Source organism: Enterococcus devriesei, assembly GCF_001885905.1.
In the GTDB taxonomy this organism is placed as follows: Bacteria; Bacillota; Bacilli; order Lactobacillales; family Enterococcaceae; genus Enterococcus_A; species Enterococcus_A devriesei.
In genome coordinates this window covers 163,587-178,337 of record NZ_JXKM01000002.1, presented here as the reverse complement: position 1 = coordinate 178,337, position 14,751 = coordinate 163,587, and the positions used below count along the sequence as shown (strand labels likewise).

Annotated in this window: 15 protein-coding genes; 1 reads left to right on the top strand and 14 read right to left on the bottom strand. The window is 40.3% G+C overall.

Features of this window, described 5'->3' with window-relative positions; translation table 11 throughout:
• Positions 1-35: 35 nt before the first annotated feature.
• The 8 genes from hslV to ylqF form a co-directional block, all read right to left on the bottom strand.
• On the bottom strand, positions 36-581 hold the full coding sequence (gene hslV, locus RV00_RS03430) for an ATP-dependent protease subunit HslV (RefSeq protein WP_071861206.1): 546 nt from the start codon (positions 579-581) through the stop codon (positions 36-38).
• A gap of 430 nt (positions 582-1,011) precedes the next feature.
• Positions 1,012-1,911 carry a tyrosine recombinase XerC gene (gene xerC / locus RV00_RS03425; RefSeq protein ID WP_071861205.1) on the bottom strand — a complete coding sequence of 300 codons (900 nt, stop codon included), beginning with the start codon at positions 1,909-1,911 and terminating at the stop codon, positions 1,012-1,014.
• Between the two features lie 269 nt (positions 1,912-2,180).
• The gene (gene xerC, locus RV00_RS03420) at positions 2,181-3,080 is read right to left on the bottom strand and encodes a tyrosine recombinase XerC (protein WP_071861205.1); all 900 of its coding nucleotides are present in this window, start codon (positions 3,078-3,080) and stop codon (positions 2,181-2,183) included.
• A gap of 203 nt (positions 3,081-3,283) precedes the next feature.
• Positions 3,284-4,582 carry an FADH(2)-oxidizing methylenetetrahydrofolate--tRNA-(uracil(54)-C(5))-methyltransferase TrmFO gene (gene trmFO, locus RV00_RS03415; protein WP_071861204.1) on the bottom strand — a complete coding sequence of 433 codons (1,299 nt, stop codon included), beginning with the start codon at positions 4,580-4,582 and terminating at the stop codon, positions 3,284-3,286.
• Positions 4,583-4,603: 21 nt separating this feature from the next.
• On the bottom strand, positions 4,604-6,682 hold the full coding sequence (gene topA, locus RV00_RS03410; RefSeq protein WP_071861203.1) for a type I DNA topoisomerase: 2,079 nt from the start codon (positions 6,680-6,682) through the stop codon (positions 4,604-4,606).
• A gap of 100 nt (positions 6,683-6,782) precedes the next feature.
• Positions 6,783-7,637 carry a DNA-processing protein DprA gene (dprA, locus tag RV00_RS03405; RefSeq protein WP_084133223.1) on the bottom strand — a complete coding sequence of 285 codons (855 nt, stop codon included), beginning with the start codon at positions 7,635-7,637 and terminating at the stop codon, positions 6,783-6,785.
• A 60-nt stretch (positions 7,638-7,697) separates the two neighbouring features.
• On the bottom strand, positions 7,698-8,462 hold the full coding sequence (locus RV00_RS03400) for a ribonuclease HII (RefSeq protein WP_071861202.1): 765 nt from the start codon (positions 8,460-8,462) through the stop codon (positions 7,698-7,700).
• Entirely contained in the window at positions 8,462-9,310 is an 849-nt protein-coding gene (gene ylqF / locus RV00_RS03395; protein WP_071861201.1) for a ribosome biogenesis GTPase YlqF, read from the bottom strand. Before ylqF ends, RV00_RS03400 begins: the two co-directional genes overlap by 1 nt.
• A gap of 162 nt (positions 9,311-9,472) precedes the next feature.
• On the opposite strand from ylqF, the gene RV00_RS03390 reads away from it, so the two are divergent.
• Positions 9,473-9,763, top strand: a complete 291-nt coding sequence (locus RV00_RS03390; protein WP_071861200.1) for a DUF1905 domain-containing protein — start codon at positions 9,473-9,475, stop codon at positions 9,761-9,763.
• Positions 9,764-9,896: 133 nt separating this feature from the next.
• Here the strand turns inward: RV00_RS03390 and lepB are convergent, their stop codons facing one another.
• The 6 genes from lepB to RV00_RS03360 form a co-directional block, all read right to left on the bottom strand.
• The gene (gene lepB / locus RV00_RS03385; RefSeq protein ID WP_071861199.1) at positions 9,897-10,445 is read right to left on the bottom strand and encodes a signal peptidase I; all 549 of its coding nucleotides are present in this window, start codon (positions 10,443-10,445) and stop codon (positions 9,897-9,899) included.
• A 47-nt stretch (positions 10,446-10,492) separates the two neighbouring features.
• On the bottom strand, positions 10,493-11,911 hold the full coding sequence (locus RV00_RS03380; protein WP_071861198.1) for a S41 family peptidase: 1,419 nt from the start codon (positions 11,909-11,911) through the stop codon (positions 10,493-10,495).
• Positions 11,912-11,993: 82 nt separating this feature from the next.
• Entirely contained in the window at positions 11,994-12,215 is a 222-nt protein-coding gene (locus RV00_RS03375; protein ID WP_071861197.1) for a YozE family protein, read from the bottom strand.
• A gap of 42 nt (positions 12,216-12,257) precedes the next feature.
• On the bottom strand, positions 12,258-12,908 hold the full coding sequence (locus RV00_RS03370) for a YpmS family protein (RefSeq protein ID WP_211272366.1): 651 nt from the start codon (positions 12,906-12,908) through the stop codon (positions 12,258-12,260).
• A complete protein-coding gene (locus RV00_RS03365) occupies positions 12,908-13,768 on the bottom strand; it encodes an SGNH/GDSL hydrolase family protein (protein ID WP_071861195.1) in 861 nt (286 codons plus the stop codon). Before RV00_RS03365 ends, RV00_RS03370 begins: the two co-directional genes overlap by 1 nt.
• A gap of 50 nt (positions 13,769-13,818) precedes the next feature.
• Positions 13,819-14,658 carry a DegV family protein gene (locus RV00_RS03360; RefSeq protein ID WP_071861194.1) on the bottom strand — a complete coding sequence of 280 codons (840 nt, stop codon included), beginning with the start codon at positions 14,656-14,658 and terminating at the stop codon, positions 13,819-13,821.
• Positions 14,659-14,751 lie beyond the last annotated feature (93 nt).

Sequence of the window (14,751 nt, the reverse complement as noted above, 5' to 3'; positions counted from 1 at the left end):
TACCGGATAAACTGCAAAAAGTGGAACTGATATTTTTACATTTCTTCGACAATAATATTGTGGTTTGTAAAGACACAGATATCGGCCGCGATGTTCAAGGCACTTTCCGCAATTTCTTTAGCAGTCATTTCTTGATTGTGCTTCTTCATTGCTCGAGAAGCTGCCAAAGCATAATTCCCACCTGAGCCGATTGCTAAAATGCCATCATCTGGTGCAATGACTTCACCATTTCCAGAAACAAGTAGCATTTCTTCTTCATTCATAACGATGAGCAAAGCTTCTAGATTTTTCATCGCTTGCTGGGTACGCCATTCCTGTGCCAACTCAACCGCTGCCCGTTGTAGATTGCCGTTATATTCGTTCAGCTTGCCTTCAAATTTTTCTTCCAAGGTAAAAGCATCCGCAACACTTCCAGCAAACCCAACGACAACTTTGCCGTTATAAATGCGACGAACTTTGCGGGCGGTTCCTTTCATAATGACTTGTTCGCCCATGGTTACTTGACCGTCACCAGCCATTGCTAATTTTCCGTCTTTTTCGATCGCACAGATCGTTGTTGAATGAAATTGTGATTCAGACATATGATTCGCTCCTTTTTCATTTTAAAGAATTTATTTTCCCAAATTCAGGAAAAATAAGTTTGATTCTCAAGCCGTATATCATTCCACTAGATACTTCATAGTTATCTAGCCCTTCTTTACGTCTTATTCTTTTACTAGTACAAAACTGCAAAAAGTGGAACTGACATCCTTTTTCATTTTAAAGAATTTATTTTTCCAAATTCAGGAAAAATAAGTTTGATTCTCAAGCCGTATATCATTCCACTAGATACTTCATAGTTATCTAGCCCTTCTTTACGTCTTATTCTTTTACTAGTACAAAACTGCGAAGAGTGGAACTGACATCCTTTTTCATTTTAAAGAATTTATTTTTCTAAGTTCCGAAAAATAAGTTTGATTTTCAAGCTGATCTAGCATCCTATTTGTCCGCTTGATTTTAGCTCTTATCCTTTTAAGCTCGTGGATGAAACGAGCGGTAACTTTTTTGTAAGCTTTCTTTGGTTACATGGGTATAGATTTGTGTTGTTGAAAGGTTCGCATGCCCCAACAGTTCTTGAACTGTTCGCAAGTCTGCACCATTGTTCAACAAATGAGTCGCAAAGGTATGCCGCAACATATGGGGATGAATATCACTATTGAGACTGCTCTTTTTGATGATCTGATTTAAAACGTATTCAATCCCGGTGGCAGTAATCTGATCCCCTCGATGATTAACGAATAGAAAATCATGCTCCTTACCAAAATGATCCATCAAATATTTACGGCCATCATGAACAAACTCTTGGATAGCATCTGCTGCATAAGACCCTAATGGAACGTAGCGATCCTTGTTGCCTTTCCCGTGAATCAATAACACGCTATTATCAAAATCGATCACCGACAAGGTAAGATTGGCACATTCGCTGACCCGCAGACCGGAGCCGTAAAGCACCTCTAACAGTGCACGATTCCGTTGATCCAGTGGCTTGTCCCCTTCAACACTGTCAAACAGGATTTCGATTTCTTTTTCATAAAAGAACCGCGGCAAACGTGCTTGCTTTTTTTTGAGATGGACATAGGAAAAAGGATTTTCCTTTATTTGTTTATGTTTCAAAAGGTATTGATAAAAAGATCGGAGACTGGCGATCTTACGGCTGATCGTATTGCGACTGTACTTTTGATCATTCAAAAAGGCTAGATAGACACGAACATCTAAATGATCCACTGACAATAAAGACGCCTCACCGGAATTTTCTAAGAAACGACAAAAATCATTTAAGTCTCGTTGATACGCTTCTTTGGTTTTTTCTGAATAGCCTCGCTCGGTCATTAAATAACTAATAAATTCATTTATCGCTGCATCATTCGTCAACGTTCGGCTCACCTCACAAACATATCACAAATGTAGCATAAGAGCTTTTTAATTACAATTGAATTGTCAGAATTTATTGACTTTTCACGAATATACTAACAATTGTTTACAGAAATTTCATAATTACTGTCAAACAGTACAGGATTACCCATATTTTTGTTTAAATAATNCATTTTAAAGAATTTATTTTTCTAAGTTCCGAAAAATAAGTTTGATTTTCAAGCTGATCTAGCATCCTATTTGTCCGCTTGATTTTAGCTCTTATCCTTTTAAGCTCGTGGATGAAACGAGCGGTAACTTTTTTGTAAGCTTTCTTTGGTTACATGGGTATAGATTTGTGTTGTTGAAAGGTTCGCATGCCCCAACAGTTCTTGAACTGTTCGCAAGTCTGCACCATTGTTCAACAAATGAGTCGCAAAGGTATGCCGCAACATATGGGGATGAATATCACTATTGAGACTGCTCTTTTTGATGATCTGATTTAAAACGTATTCAATCCCGGTGGCAGTAATCTGATCCCCTCGATGATTAACGAATAGAAAATCATGCTCCTTACCAAAATGATCCATCAAATATTTACGGCCATCATGAACAAACTCTTGGATAGCATCTGCTGCATAAGACCCTAATGGAACGTAGCGATCCTTGTTGCCTTTCCCGTGAATCAATAACACGCTATTATCAAAATCGATCACCGACAAGGTAAGATTGGCACATTCGCTGACCCGCAGACCGGAGCCGTAAAGCACCTCTAACAGTGCACGATTCCGTTGATCCAGTGGCTTGTCCCCTTCAACACTGTCAAACAGGATTTCGATTTCTTTTTCATAAAAGAACCGCGGCAAACGTGCTTGCTTTTTTTTGAGATGGACATAGGAAAAAGGATTTTCCTTTATTTGTTTATGTTTCAAAAGGTATTGATAAAAAGATCGGAGACTGGCGATCTTACGGCTGATCGTATTGCGACTGTACTTTTGATCATTCAAAAAGGCTAGATAGACACGAACATCTAAATGATCCACTGACAATAAAGACGCCTCACCGGAATTTTCTAAGAAACGACAAAAATCATTTAAGTCTCGTTGATACGCTTCTTTGGTTTTTTCTGAATAGCCTCGCTCGGTCATTAAATAACTAATAAATTCATTTATCGCTGCATCATTCGTCAACGTTCGGCTCACCTCACAAACATATCACAAATGTAGCATAAGAGCTTTTTAATTACAATTGAATTGTCAGAATTTATTGACTTTTCACGAATATACTAACAATTGTTTACAGAAATTTCATAATTACTGTCAAACAGTACAGGATTACCCATATTTTTGTTTAAATAATAAAAGTCCTGTTGTGTACACAACAGGACTTTTTTCTATTTATTCATTTCTGCTAAACTATTTAGCGCACGTTCGGCTAGTGTTTCGTAGCGTAATTTTTTATCACGAATCCGTTCCGGCAAACTTGGGAACAGTCCAAAATTAGCATTCATCGGTTGGAAATGTTTGCCTTCAGCATGAGTGATGTAATAAGCCATTGAACCGATCGCCGTTTCTCGTGGAAATTCGATCAATTCTTCGTCTTTTGCTAAACGAGCGGCATTCAGGCCAGCAACCAAGCCGCTGCCGGCGCTTTCGACATAACCTTCCACTCCGGTCATTTGTCCGGCGAAGAATAAGTCTTCACGCTGCTTGCTTTGGTAAGTCGGTCGTAACAATTCCGGTGAATTCATAAAACTATTGCGGTGCATCACACCATAGCGTAGGAACTCAGCCTTTTCTAAACCAGGAATCATTTGAAAGACCCGCTTTTGTTCGCCCCACTTTAAATGAGTTTGGAAGCCGACGATATTGTACATCGAAGCCGCCGCATTGTCTTGGCGCAATTGAATCACTGCGTACGGACGTTTGCCAGTCTTAGGATCTTCTAAGCCAACTGGTTTCATTGGACCAAACAGCATCGTTTTAACGCCCCGCTTTGCTAGCACTTCAATTGGCATACAGCCTTCAAAGAATTTCTCTTTTTCAAATTCTTTTTGTGGAGCCACTTCTGCTTCAATCAAGGCGTTGTAAAAACGCATAAATTCTTCTTCCGTCATGGGGCAATTCAAATAAGCAGCCTCACCTTTATCGTAACGTGATTTTAAATAGACCTTTTCGCGATCAATCGTGGAGCTATCAATGATTGGTGCCGCGGCATCGTAAAAATAAAAGCCATGTGATCCGTTAAAGCTTGCGATCTCTTTAGCTAAAGGTTCTGAGGTCAAAGGACCAGTCGCAATAATCGTGATCCCTTCAGGTATCTCTGTAACTTCTTCAGCAATTACCGTCACTAGCGGATGTTCTTTTACTTTTTTCGTAATTAAAGCAGAAAAATTATCGCGATCGACCGCTAGCGCACCGCCAGCTGGTACAGCCGTCTCATCGGCCGATGCAATCACTACTGAATTTAAGCGGCGCATTTCTTCTTTCAAGACACCCACCGCATTGGTTAGCCCGTTGCCTCGTAATGAATTACTACAAACCAATTCCGCAAAATCGGCGGTATGATGTGCCGGTGTTGTTTTCACCGGACGCATTTCAAATAAATTCACAGGGACGCCAGCCTCCGCCAGCTGCCAAGCGGCTTCACTGCCAGCCAAGCCTGCCCCAATCACATTCACTGTTTTGACCATTTATTCCTCACTTAAACTTTTTTATTTTTGGACAACTTCTTCGTAATCACCATTGATACAGACGACTTGCTTGCCGCCTTTGACTTTCTTCTCAACTAAGTAGCCATCACATTTTGGACAGTTCCGGCCAACTGGTTTATCCCAAGACGTAAAGTCACAGTCTGGGTAACGAGAACAACCATAGAATAAACGATTCTTTTTCGATTTCCGTTCAACGACTTGACCTTGATGACAAACTGGACATTCTACGCCGATTTCTTTAATGATCGGTTTCGTATTGCGACAATCTGGGAAATTACTACATGCGTAGAACTTACCGTAACGACCTAATTTAATCACCATTGGATGACCACAAACATCACAATCAAAGCCAGCTGGTTCATCTTTGATTTGGATTTTTTCAATACCTTCTTCGGCTTTTTCTAATTCCACCGCGAAAGGCTGGTAAAAGCGATCGACAACTTTGGTCCATTCTTCTTTGCCGTCTTCTACCTTATCCAAATCATTTTCCATTTCCGCTGTAAAGTTGACGTCGACAATTTGTGGGAAGAAATCAACAATCAAGGTATTAACAATCTCGCCTAATTCCGTTGGCTCAAAGCGTCTTTGAGTTAATTTCACGTAATAACGACGTTGGATTGTATCTAATGTTGGTGCATAAGTAGATGGACGGCCCACGCCGTTTTCTTCTAATGTCTTAATCAACGTTGCTTCACTGAAACGCGCTGGTGGTTGTGTGAAATGTTGTTTTGGCTCGATATCGACCGATTGAACGATGTCACCTTTTTCAACTTCTGGCAAAATATTTTCTTTGTCTTCTTTGCCATCATCGCGGCCTTCAATGTAAACTTGCATGAACCCTTTGAATTTGATTTTTGAACCATTGGCAATAAAGATTACGCCATTTTGTTCTAAAGTCACTTTCATCGTATCCAGGATCGCAGCAGTCATTTGGCTGGCAACAAAACGTGACCAGATCAAAGTATAAAGTTTTAATTGATCCTTGTCTAAATACTGCTTCATTACTTCAGGGGTCCGCTGAACACTGGTTGGTCGGATTGCTTCATGGGCATCCTGAGACCCTTGTGGATTTTTCACTTTACGAGCATGGTGTTGCGAATATTCTTTGCCGTAAGTCTTTTCGATGAATTCAGCCGCCTCTGTTTTGGCAGTATCAGAGATCCGGGTCGAATCGGTACGCATATACGTAATCAAGCCGACGGTTCCTTGTTTACCAAGGGCGATTCCTTCGTATAGTTGTTGCGCTACCATCATAGTTTTCCGGGTTCGGAAATTCAGCTTACGAGCCGATTCCTGTTGCATATTACTGGTGGTAAAGGGCAATGCTGGATTGCGTTTGCGTTCCTTTTTCTCAACTTTGGTAACTTCATAATCCTTGCCGTCGATTCGAGAAGTCACTTCTTTGACCGCTTCCGCGTTAGGCAATTTTTTCTTCTTGCCATCTACACCCCAGAAATTCGCTTTGAATTTTTTCGTTTTCTTTTTGAAGTTTCCATCAATACTCCAGTATTCTTCTGGAATGAAATCACGGATTTCTTGTTCGCGATCAATGATCATTTTTAACGCGATCGATTGAACCCGACCTGCACTCAAGCCTTTTTTAACTTTTTTCCAAAGAATCGGTGAAATTGAATAGCCTACCAACCGGTCTAATGCGCGGCGCGCTTGTTGGGCATCAACCAATGAAACATCAATACTGCGGGGTTCTTTAAAGGCTGCCTTGACTGCATCTTTCGTGATCTCATTGAAGACGACCCGATTTTTATCTGCTAAATCAAGTCCTAACAAATAAGCTAAATGCCAAGCAATGGCTTCCCCTTCTCTATCCGGGTCACTTGCGAGATAAACTTTTTGCGCTTTTTTAGCAGCTTGCTTCAAACTTTTAATGACATCGCCCTTACCGCGAATTGAAATATAATGGGGTTCATAGTTGTTTTCAACGTCGATTCCCATTTTACTTTTTGGTAAGTCGCGAACGTGTCCGACACTCGCCACCACTTTGTAATTTCTTCCTAAATATTTTTCAATGGTCTTTGCTTTTGCTGGTGATTCTACAATTACTAGGTATTTATAGGCCAAATGTTTTGCCTCCTTATTTTTTTCTTCTATTATATATCGGCAACTACTGACAAATCGTAGCCTATAATACGCTATTCATTTTTTATTTGTCAAGTCAGGTCTAATGAAATTTTTTCAATAGATCGTAGGAATCAAAAATATCCTGTGTTTTTTCAACACAAATCGCGCCATCTTGAATCAGTTGATGACATCCACTGGAATGACCATCCAGGATTGATCCTGGTACGACAAAAACCTCCTTGCCATAGTCCAAAGCTTGCTGCGCGGTAATCAATGAACCACTGCGTTTTTTGGCCTCTAAGACCAATACACCACTGCTTAAACCCGCGATGATCCGATTGCGCATCGGAAAATGGAATTTTGCAGGTGTGGTGCCGTTGGGGTACTCACTTAAAACCAAATGGTGCTGACTCAGCTCGATTTGTAAATTCCCACTAGATTTAGGATAACAGATATCTAAACCGGTTCCAACAACTCCGACGGTTTTTCCTTGATTACTGATCGCAAATTGATGGGCGAAGCTATCGATTCCTTTAGCTAAACCGCTAACAATTACAAAACCACGCTTCGTGAGATCTGGCATTAGCGCTTGTAAAACCTGATACCCATAATTCGTCGCTTCTCTGGCTCCAACAACCGCCAACATTTCACGTTTTAATAAGTTTAAATTTCCTTTATAAAATAAAACCAAAGGCGGTGTGGGAACATAACGCAGCGCTTCTGGATAATCCGCATCTTCAATCGTAATAAAATCGTGCGTATGGATAATCTCCTGAAGTCGGTCTTCGCTCCAGTCATTCCAATCATTAGATTTTGTTGAATGGGAAAGCAAGCGAAGTTCCAAGCTTTCAAACTGCCACCGTTGATTTCGTTTGGCAAATTGATAGATTCGTTGCTTGCCAATCACCCCGATGCCCTTAGTCAGACTCAAACGCAATAAAAATTTATTTTTCAAAAAAATCCCTCTTTCCAGTTCTTTATAAAAAAGATACTGAAAAAAGAAGGATCTTATTTTTTATTTATTTTTGATCGGGGCAAAGGTTTTACGATGAATCGGTAAAATTCCTTGTTCTTCGATCGCCTGTAAATGCTCCTTCGTACCATAGCCCGCATTTTTGGCAAAGCCATAAGCAGGATATTGTTCGCCGTAATCAGCCATCCATTCATCCCGATAGACTTTTGCAATGATACTAGCAGCGGCGATAGAGACCGAACGTGCATCGCCTTTAATGATTTTTTCTTGTGGCAGTCCATTTTCTAAAACCATCGCGTCGATCAATAAACAATCTGGTGCAATTGCTAAATGATCGATCGCCCGCTGCATCGCCACTTTAGTCGCTTGATAAATATTTAACTGATCGATCTCTTCGGCGGTCGCTTCACCGATCCCGATCGCTCGGGCATTTTGCTTGATCTCCTTAACTAATTCTTCGCGCTTATGAGCAGAAAGCTGTTTAGAATCGTTTAACCCTAAAATCGTATGGTCCTCATTCAAAATGACCGCAGCGGCTACTACCGGTCCGGCCAAAGGTCCTCGTCCCACTTCATCGATTCCACAAATTGCTTGAAAGCCTTGCGCTTTTTTCGCTACTTCAAAGACCGACATCGCTTGGTATTTTTCGACTAAGGCTTGCTGTTTCTCCTGCTGTCTTTGCCATTGCAAAAGCGCCTGTTGCACACCTTTTCGCGAATCTTCTCGAAAATTAGCTAGTCGAAGATCATCTGCTGAGGTGATTTCTTTTAATTGTTCTTTAATCGCGCTGATTGATAATTTTTCCATTACTCACTCAGCTCCTCAAAACGATCTAAGGTAAAGCGGCCCAGTCTGCCTTGACGTAATTCGAGAATCAACATCTCGCTAGCCCGTTCATAATCGTCTTTGAACCCGCGTTTTTTCGTGATGACCATTAATAACTCCGGCAATTCTAAAAATAACTCGTCATCCGTTAATTTATAACGTTCCTTCAATTGCTCTGGATAAAAACGTGAAAAGAAACTTAATTGATACAATGCCAAGTCATCTAAATGCAACAGATCATCTTTAATCGCGCCAGTCAACGCTAATTTTTTGCCAACTTCTGGGTCTTCGAACTTCGGCCATAAAATCCCTGGGGTGTCTAGAAGCTCCAGCTGTGAACCAAAGCGCAGCCATTGCTGCCCTTTAGTCACGCCGGGACGATTACCGGTGCTGGCCACCTTTTTACCCGCTAGATGATTTAACAGCGTTGATTTTCCGACATTGGGAATCCCTAAAACCATTGCTCGGATCGCTCGCGGTTTTAATCCCCGTTCTTTATCCCGCGCGATTTTCTCCGCCAAAACTTTTTTACTGGCAGGAACAATTTGTTTTACGCTCTTATCTTCTTTAGCTGTCAATGCTAATACCGCATGACCTTGTTCTCTGAAATAATTCACCCACAAATTTGTTTGAATCGGATCGGCTAAATCCGCCTTGTTCAACAAAATCAATCGCGGCTTTTGCTGTACGATTTGATCCAGCATCGGGTTCCGTGAAGATAGCGGCAACCGCGCGTCGATTAATTCAAAAACGATATCGACAAATTTTAATTTTTCAGAAACTTCACGTCTCGCTTTCGCCATGTGGCCGGGAAACCATTGAATAGTCATATGTAGGCAACTCCTCTCATTTAATCTCGCATCTTTGGCATTTTAACACGAATAATCACAATTTAAAATGTGTTCTTTTTAGTTTTTAGCTTTATGTAATATATTTGCGGTGCTGTATAATAAAATAAAAACTGGATATAAACTAACTAAGTAGGAGAAAAAATGAAAAAGAAATATAGGTTTGAAGCTGAAATTATGCCTTCGGAAATCGGTAAAGGCGGTGCTTACATCATATTCCCATACGATATAAGAGAAGAATTTGGTGCTGGACGAGTGAAGGTTCAAGCTACGTTTGATGGCATTGTTTATGAAGGTAGCATTGTGAATATGGGGATTAAAGATCAGGCTGGAAATACTTGTTATATTCTAGGCATTCGGAAAGCTATCCGTCAAAAACTTAACAAAACCTTCGGCGATAAAGTGACCGTAACCGTTGAACGTAGGAGCGAATAGTCGAAATGGCACCCTGCATATTTTGAAATACTTTTCTTAAATCAACTACAATAAATGTTCGCTTTCGTTTAAAAGCGACTAGAAATAAAAAAGGATGGGGTGTTCTCCACCTCATCCTTTTTTGCATCCTCATTTAATTAATCATTTTAATATGTGTTAACGGAAAATACACCGCTCGTGCTTTTCCTAAAATATCTTTGCTGGCGACAGTCCCAAAAGAGCGACTATCTTTCGAGATCCTTCGGTTGTCCCCTAACACAAAATAATCATTTTTCGGCAGGCGTTCCTCACCAATCAATTCTTGCAGTTGAAAGTCTGTGGTATAGGGTGAGACTTGGTGATCATGGCTACGGTTATTGGTTAAAAAAGGTTCTGCGACTTTTTTATTATTGATATACAGCTGATCCTTTTCATAGCGGATTTGATCGCCTGGTAACCCAATGACTCGTTTGATATAAATCGTTCCATCGGGTTGTTGAAACACAATCACATCAAAACGTTTGATTTTACTGAACTTTTCCATCAGAACCATGTCTTTTTGTTGCAATGTCTGATCCATTGAATTGCCAGTCACCGGCACGGGGATCAATAAGAACCCGCGAATGATGACCCCGACAAAAAGAGAGATCAGCAAATATTTCAGCCCTAAAAAAAGATGATTTTTTGTTAAAATATTTTTCACGCTGTCCCTCCTTTGTATATCAAAAACAACAGAGAAATCTCTGTTGTTTATTTTTTCAATGTTTCGATTGCTTTGGTGTAGGCCGCATCATTGGCTTTAACTAAACGGAAGAGTTTTTCTTGTAAAACGTCAACCGTTTTGTCATCTAAGGCGCCAGTTGCAGGTAGATTATTCTCGTTTTGAATCTTCGTGACCGCATCGCGGGTTGCTTCGTTAAAGACAGAACCGTCCGTCGGATAACCTAATGCTTTTAAGATTGTATTGATATTTTTAATGGGATCGCCAGAATCTCCGATGCGCCAGTTAGACTGCTTCGAAATTGGCGGCAGCTTGCCATATTCAGGATAATCAGCTTCGATCGTCGGTGTTACCCCTTTGCCTTCAACTGATTTGCCATCAGGCATAAACCACTTCATCACCGTCAGCTGAACATAGTTGTCTTTTCCGATTGAATGAACACTTTGAACTGTTCCCTTACCAAAGGTATGAACGCCTATGATTGGGTAGTTTTTATTCTTTACGGCCGCAGCTAACAATTCAGAACCAAAAGAACTTTCTTGATCAACTAAAAAGACCGTTGGTTCCTTGACTTTAAAGCCTTGATCAATCTTTTTCCCGGCTTTATCAATCGATATGACTTTGTCATTGTTTGAAAACTGTGCGATCGTATCACCATTTTGTAAAAAGTAACTGGCGACTCTCTCCGCCTCGGCTAATACTCCGCCAGCGTTTTGCCGTAAATCAATTACAAATGATTTCGCACCTTGTTTTCTTAGCTCCTCAATAATCGTTCGAAATTCTAACGCTGTCGTCTCCCGGAAATTATCAATCTGGATTGAGCCAATCGTCGGATTTTTCTCGTCGATTGTTCCTTTTACCGTATCCTCAGGCACGACATCTCGTTCTAAGCCCACTTCAAATTTGTCTGTTCCACGCTGAATCAACAATTTTACTTGAGTGCCTTTTTCTCCTCGGATCAAACTTGCAACTTGATCCAATGATTTGTCTTTCGTAGATTTGCCATCAACTTCTAAAATAATGTCCTTAGCTTTCAATTTGGCTTTTTCAGCAGGCGAATTTTTCAAAGGTACTTGATCAATGATCGGCAGTCGATTTTCTAGTTCTAAATTAGCCCCGATTCCTTCAAAGGTCCCAGCCACTTCGGCATTTAACTCTTTTGTTTCTTTCGCCGTTAAAAATTTAGAATCAGGATCGTCTAAGGAATCAGTCATCCCTTTTAATGCCCCTTGGATCAATTCTTCTTGGCTTACTTTGTCTACGTAATTCGTGCTGATCAAATCATATAGATCTTGAACTTCATCCAAATCACTTCTTGTTATTTTAACAACTGATTCATTATTTAACGCTTGCTTTTGCTCAACAAAGTGAGTGACGACTGCGGTGATGATCGCAGTTGCTGCAATCGCGATAAAAAAAATAGATAGTGGCAACGTTCTTTTCTGCAAGGCGCATTTTCCTTTCACCCTTTTTTTCATGATAGCACGCTATAAAAAAAAGGAAAAGCCCTCAGTAACTTTTCCTTATTAATTACTTGTTGTTTTCTACATACTTTTCCCAGACTTGATCAAATAGATCCATTGAGTCTAAATAATTTACATTCAATTCCAAATAATCAGCGACCTCGTGATAATCCTCTGAGTGTTTTGGAAACATGATATCTCTGCTAACATCATTGGCAAAAACCTCCACTGGATCATGTAAATTATGACCTCGTTGAGTCAAAATATAATGATAAAAACTTCTTCTCACTGCTATTCACCTTGATGACTCTCGACTTTCCACTCTCAAAAACTAGTCATCAGCTTTCTTTTCTTTTGGCAAGTATAAACTAAATTGAATGTCATCACCCACCAGATCAATATGATTGGCCTTAATAAACATTCCGTTATTTAATTTGAACTCGTTTAATTTCAAGACGATCGTTTGCTCTTTTGAATCAATTTCTACCCATTTAGGGACTTTATAGCCTCGTTTAATGGCGGCCATTACTTGACTCACTGGTAAATTCAACGAGCCGATTGATAAATCCCGGGCTTTTAGCTGAACATTGCCATTATCCATAACATATGGATCAAAGTAAAGATAAAAATCGACTTTCGCTCCTAATATTTTGAATTCGCCCTTCAGCATTGCTTGATTTTCTAAGTAAAACTCATATTTTACATCCGAGCCCTTTTGTAGATCATTCAAAAAATATTCCATGACGGTATTTAATTTCTTTTTATTCGTATTCATCGTCAAAACTGGCGAACCTTTCGGCACCGTCGTTTCACTGCTAGGGGGAAGGTTGGTTTCTCGAGCAGTAAAGACCCGGACTGTGGTAAAAATCAGCCCCCCTAATAGAATACCGATCAATACGAGAAAGGCGATTTTCCAGCCGTTGATCTTTTCTTTGGCAGTAGAGCGTTTCTCTGGTTGCTTTTCTTCTTTGTTTTCTTCCATTAATTGTTCTCCTTTAGTAACCATAAATCTTTCGTGTCCACGATTTTTTCACGGATTGCAGTTGCCATCAACTGATAGCCTAAGTTGTTGGGATGAAAATTGTCTTCATCGTATAAGACGTTGTTCTTCACTTCAGAACTAGAGCTGTCGGTAGTTTCAGTGGTTTCACTGCTTTTCTCTGTGGCAATGCCTTTATAGAGCAAATCATTTACTGGCACAAAGAAGCTGTTTGAATTTTTCTTTGTGATACTCTCTGTCTCCTTGTTCCAATTATCAACCACTGTCTGCATCGCCTTAATATCCGGAAAGTTTAAATAGTAAGGATTATAAATACCTACTACATAAATCGGCGCCTTTGGATTCAGTTCACGCATCTCTGTTAAGATATCTTCGACGTATTCCCCATATTTTTTTATTGGACGATCAAATTGCTTGGCGTTTTTAGCGGTGAGATTTTTTTGAAAGGCTTGGAACAGATCATTTCCACCAACCGTCATCGTGATTAGATCAGCACTTGCTAAACTGTTTCGCAATTCAGAATCCTTTTTTACTCGCTTTAAAATTTGATCGCTACGCTCACCTGAAACACCATAATTATCTTTTTCCACCGAAGACAGTTCATAGTTTTGCTGGAGCGAATCCGCCACCAGAGGCACATAGCCGCCGCGTTTTGTTTCGTCTCCGACGCCTTCTGTCAATGAATCCCCAACCGCGACTAAATGAACAGACTGTTTATAATTTTGACTTTCGTCACGGCTGACGCGGATTCGTGATTCCGCCTTAGGAATGGTCAAAAAGAGCAGGAGCAAAGTAACTATTGCTACTGCAAATGGAATTAATATTGTCGTAAATCGTTTCATTTATCTGCTCCTTTTAAAAAAAACGCCTCTATCGCTAGAGGCAGGTACAACTAATCAGTATAGTACATAATCGCAAACGCCCCTGGTCCGGTATGGGTTGCAACGATCGGATTGGTATGCAAAACAGGGATATGCATATCTGGGAACATTTCTTGTAACGCTTGCTTAGCTTCATCGACAAAGTCTAATTTGCCAGCATAAGAAATCCCGATCTGCTTGACATTAACTTTGCTTAATTCATCTTTAAAGGCGCCAAACCACTTACTGAAGGTTTTCTTTCCGCGGCCTTTCGTAATCGGTAATAATTCGCCATCTTCAAGCTCCATTACTACACGCATATTCAATACACTTGAGATCACGCCAGCAACTCGACTGATTCGTCCGCCTTTGGCCAGATTATCAAGTGACGAGATACCAATGAATAATTTACTGTGATTTTTCACTCGTTCCACACCGGCTAAAACTTCTTCAAGCGTTGCGCCAGCTTCCGCTAATTTTGCAGCCTCAATCACTTGGAAGGCTTGTGATTGATCGATAAATCCGCAATCAATGACCGTTACTTCGCTGCTGCTTAAAAAAGTTGCTTGACGAGCGGCCTCAGCTGTCCCACTTAACGTATGAGACATATGGATCGAAACGATCGGACTGCCATCCTTTCCAAGCTCATCATAAAGTTCAGCAAAATAGCCGATCGGCGGCTGACTTGTTTTGGGTAAATTTTTGGCCTTCGCCATCATTTCCATAAATTTTTCACCAGTCAAATCGTCATCATCAGGATAAACGACATCGTCGATCATCACTGATAACGGGATAACCGTGATATTTAATTCATCACGTACTGATTTTTCAATCGTACACGAAGAGTCTGTTACAATTTTAACATTTGGCATTCTGATCCTTCTTTCCACACCAGTTTTCAAATTAGATTCAGTATATCAAACCTGAAGAAATAAATCATGGTTCACGCTATTTTCTTTATAAAT

Excerpts from the sequence above, each read along its gene's own strand:
- hslV (WP_071861206.1), bottom strand. The coding sequence starts at position 581 with ATGTCTGAATCACAATTTCATTCAACAACGATCTGTGCGATCGAAAAA.
- trmFO (WP_071861204.1), bottom strand. The coding sequence starts at position 4,582 with ATGGTCAAAACAGTGAATGTGATTGGGGCAGGCTTGGCTGGCAGTGAA.
- RV00_RS03400 (WP_071861202.1), bottom strand. The coding sequence starts at position 8,462 with ATGGAAAAATTATCAATCAGCGCGATTAAAGAACAATTAAAAGAAATC.
- ylqF (WP_071861201.1), bottom strand. The coding sequence starts at position 9,310 with ATGACTATTCAATGGTTTCCCGGCCACATGGCGAAAGCGAGACGTGAA.
- RV00_RS03390 (WP_071861200.1), top strand. The coding sequence starts at position 9,473 with ATGAAAAAGAAATATAGGTTTGAAGCTGAAATTATGCCTTCGGAAATC.
- RV00_RS03370 (WP_211272366.1), bottom strand. The coding sequence starts at position 12,908 with ATGGAAGAAAACAAAGAAGAAAAGCAACCAGAGAAACGCTCTACTGCC.
- RV00_RS03365 (WP_071861195.1), bottom strand. The coding sequence starts at position 13,768 with ATGAAACGATTTACGACAATATTAATTCCATTTGCAGTAGCAATAGTT.
- RV00_RS03360 (WP_071861194.1), bottom strand. The coding sequence starts at position 14,658 with ATGCCAAATGTTAAAATTGTAACAGACTCTTCGTGTACGATTGAAAAA.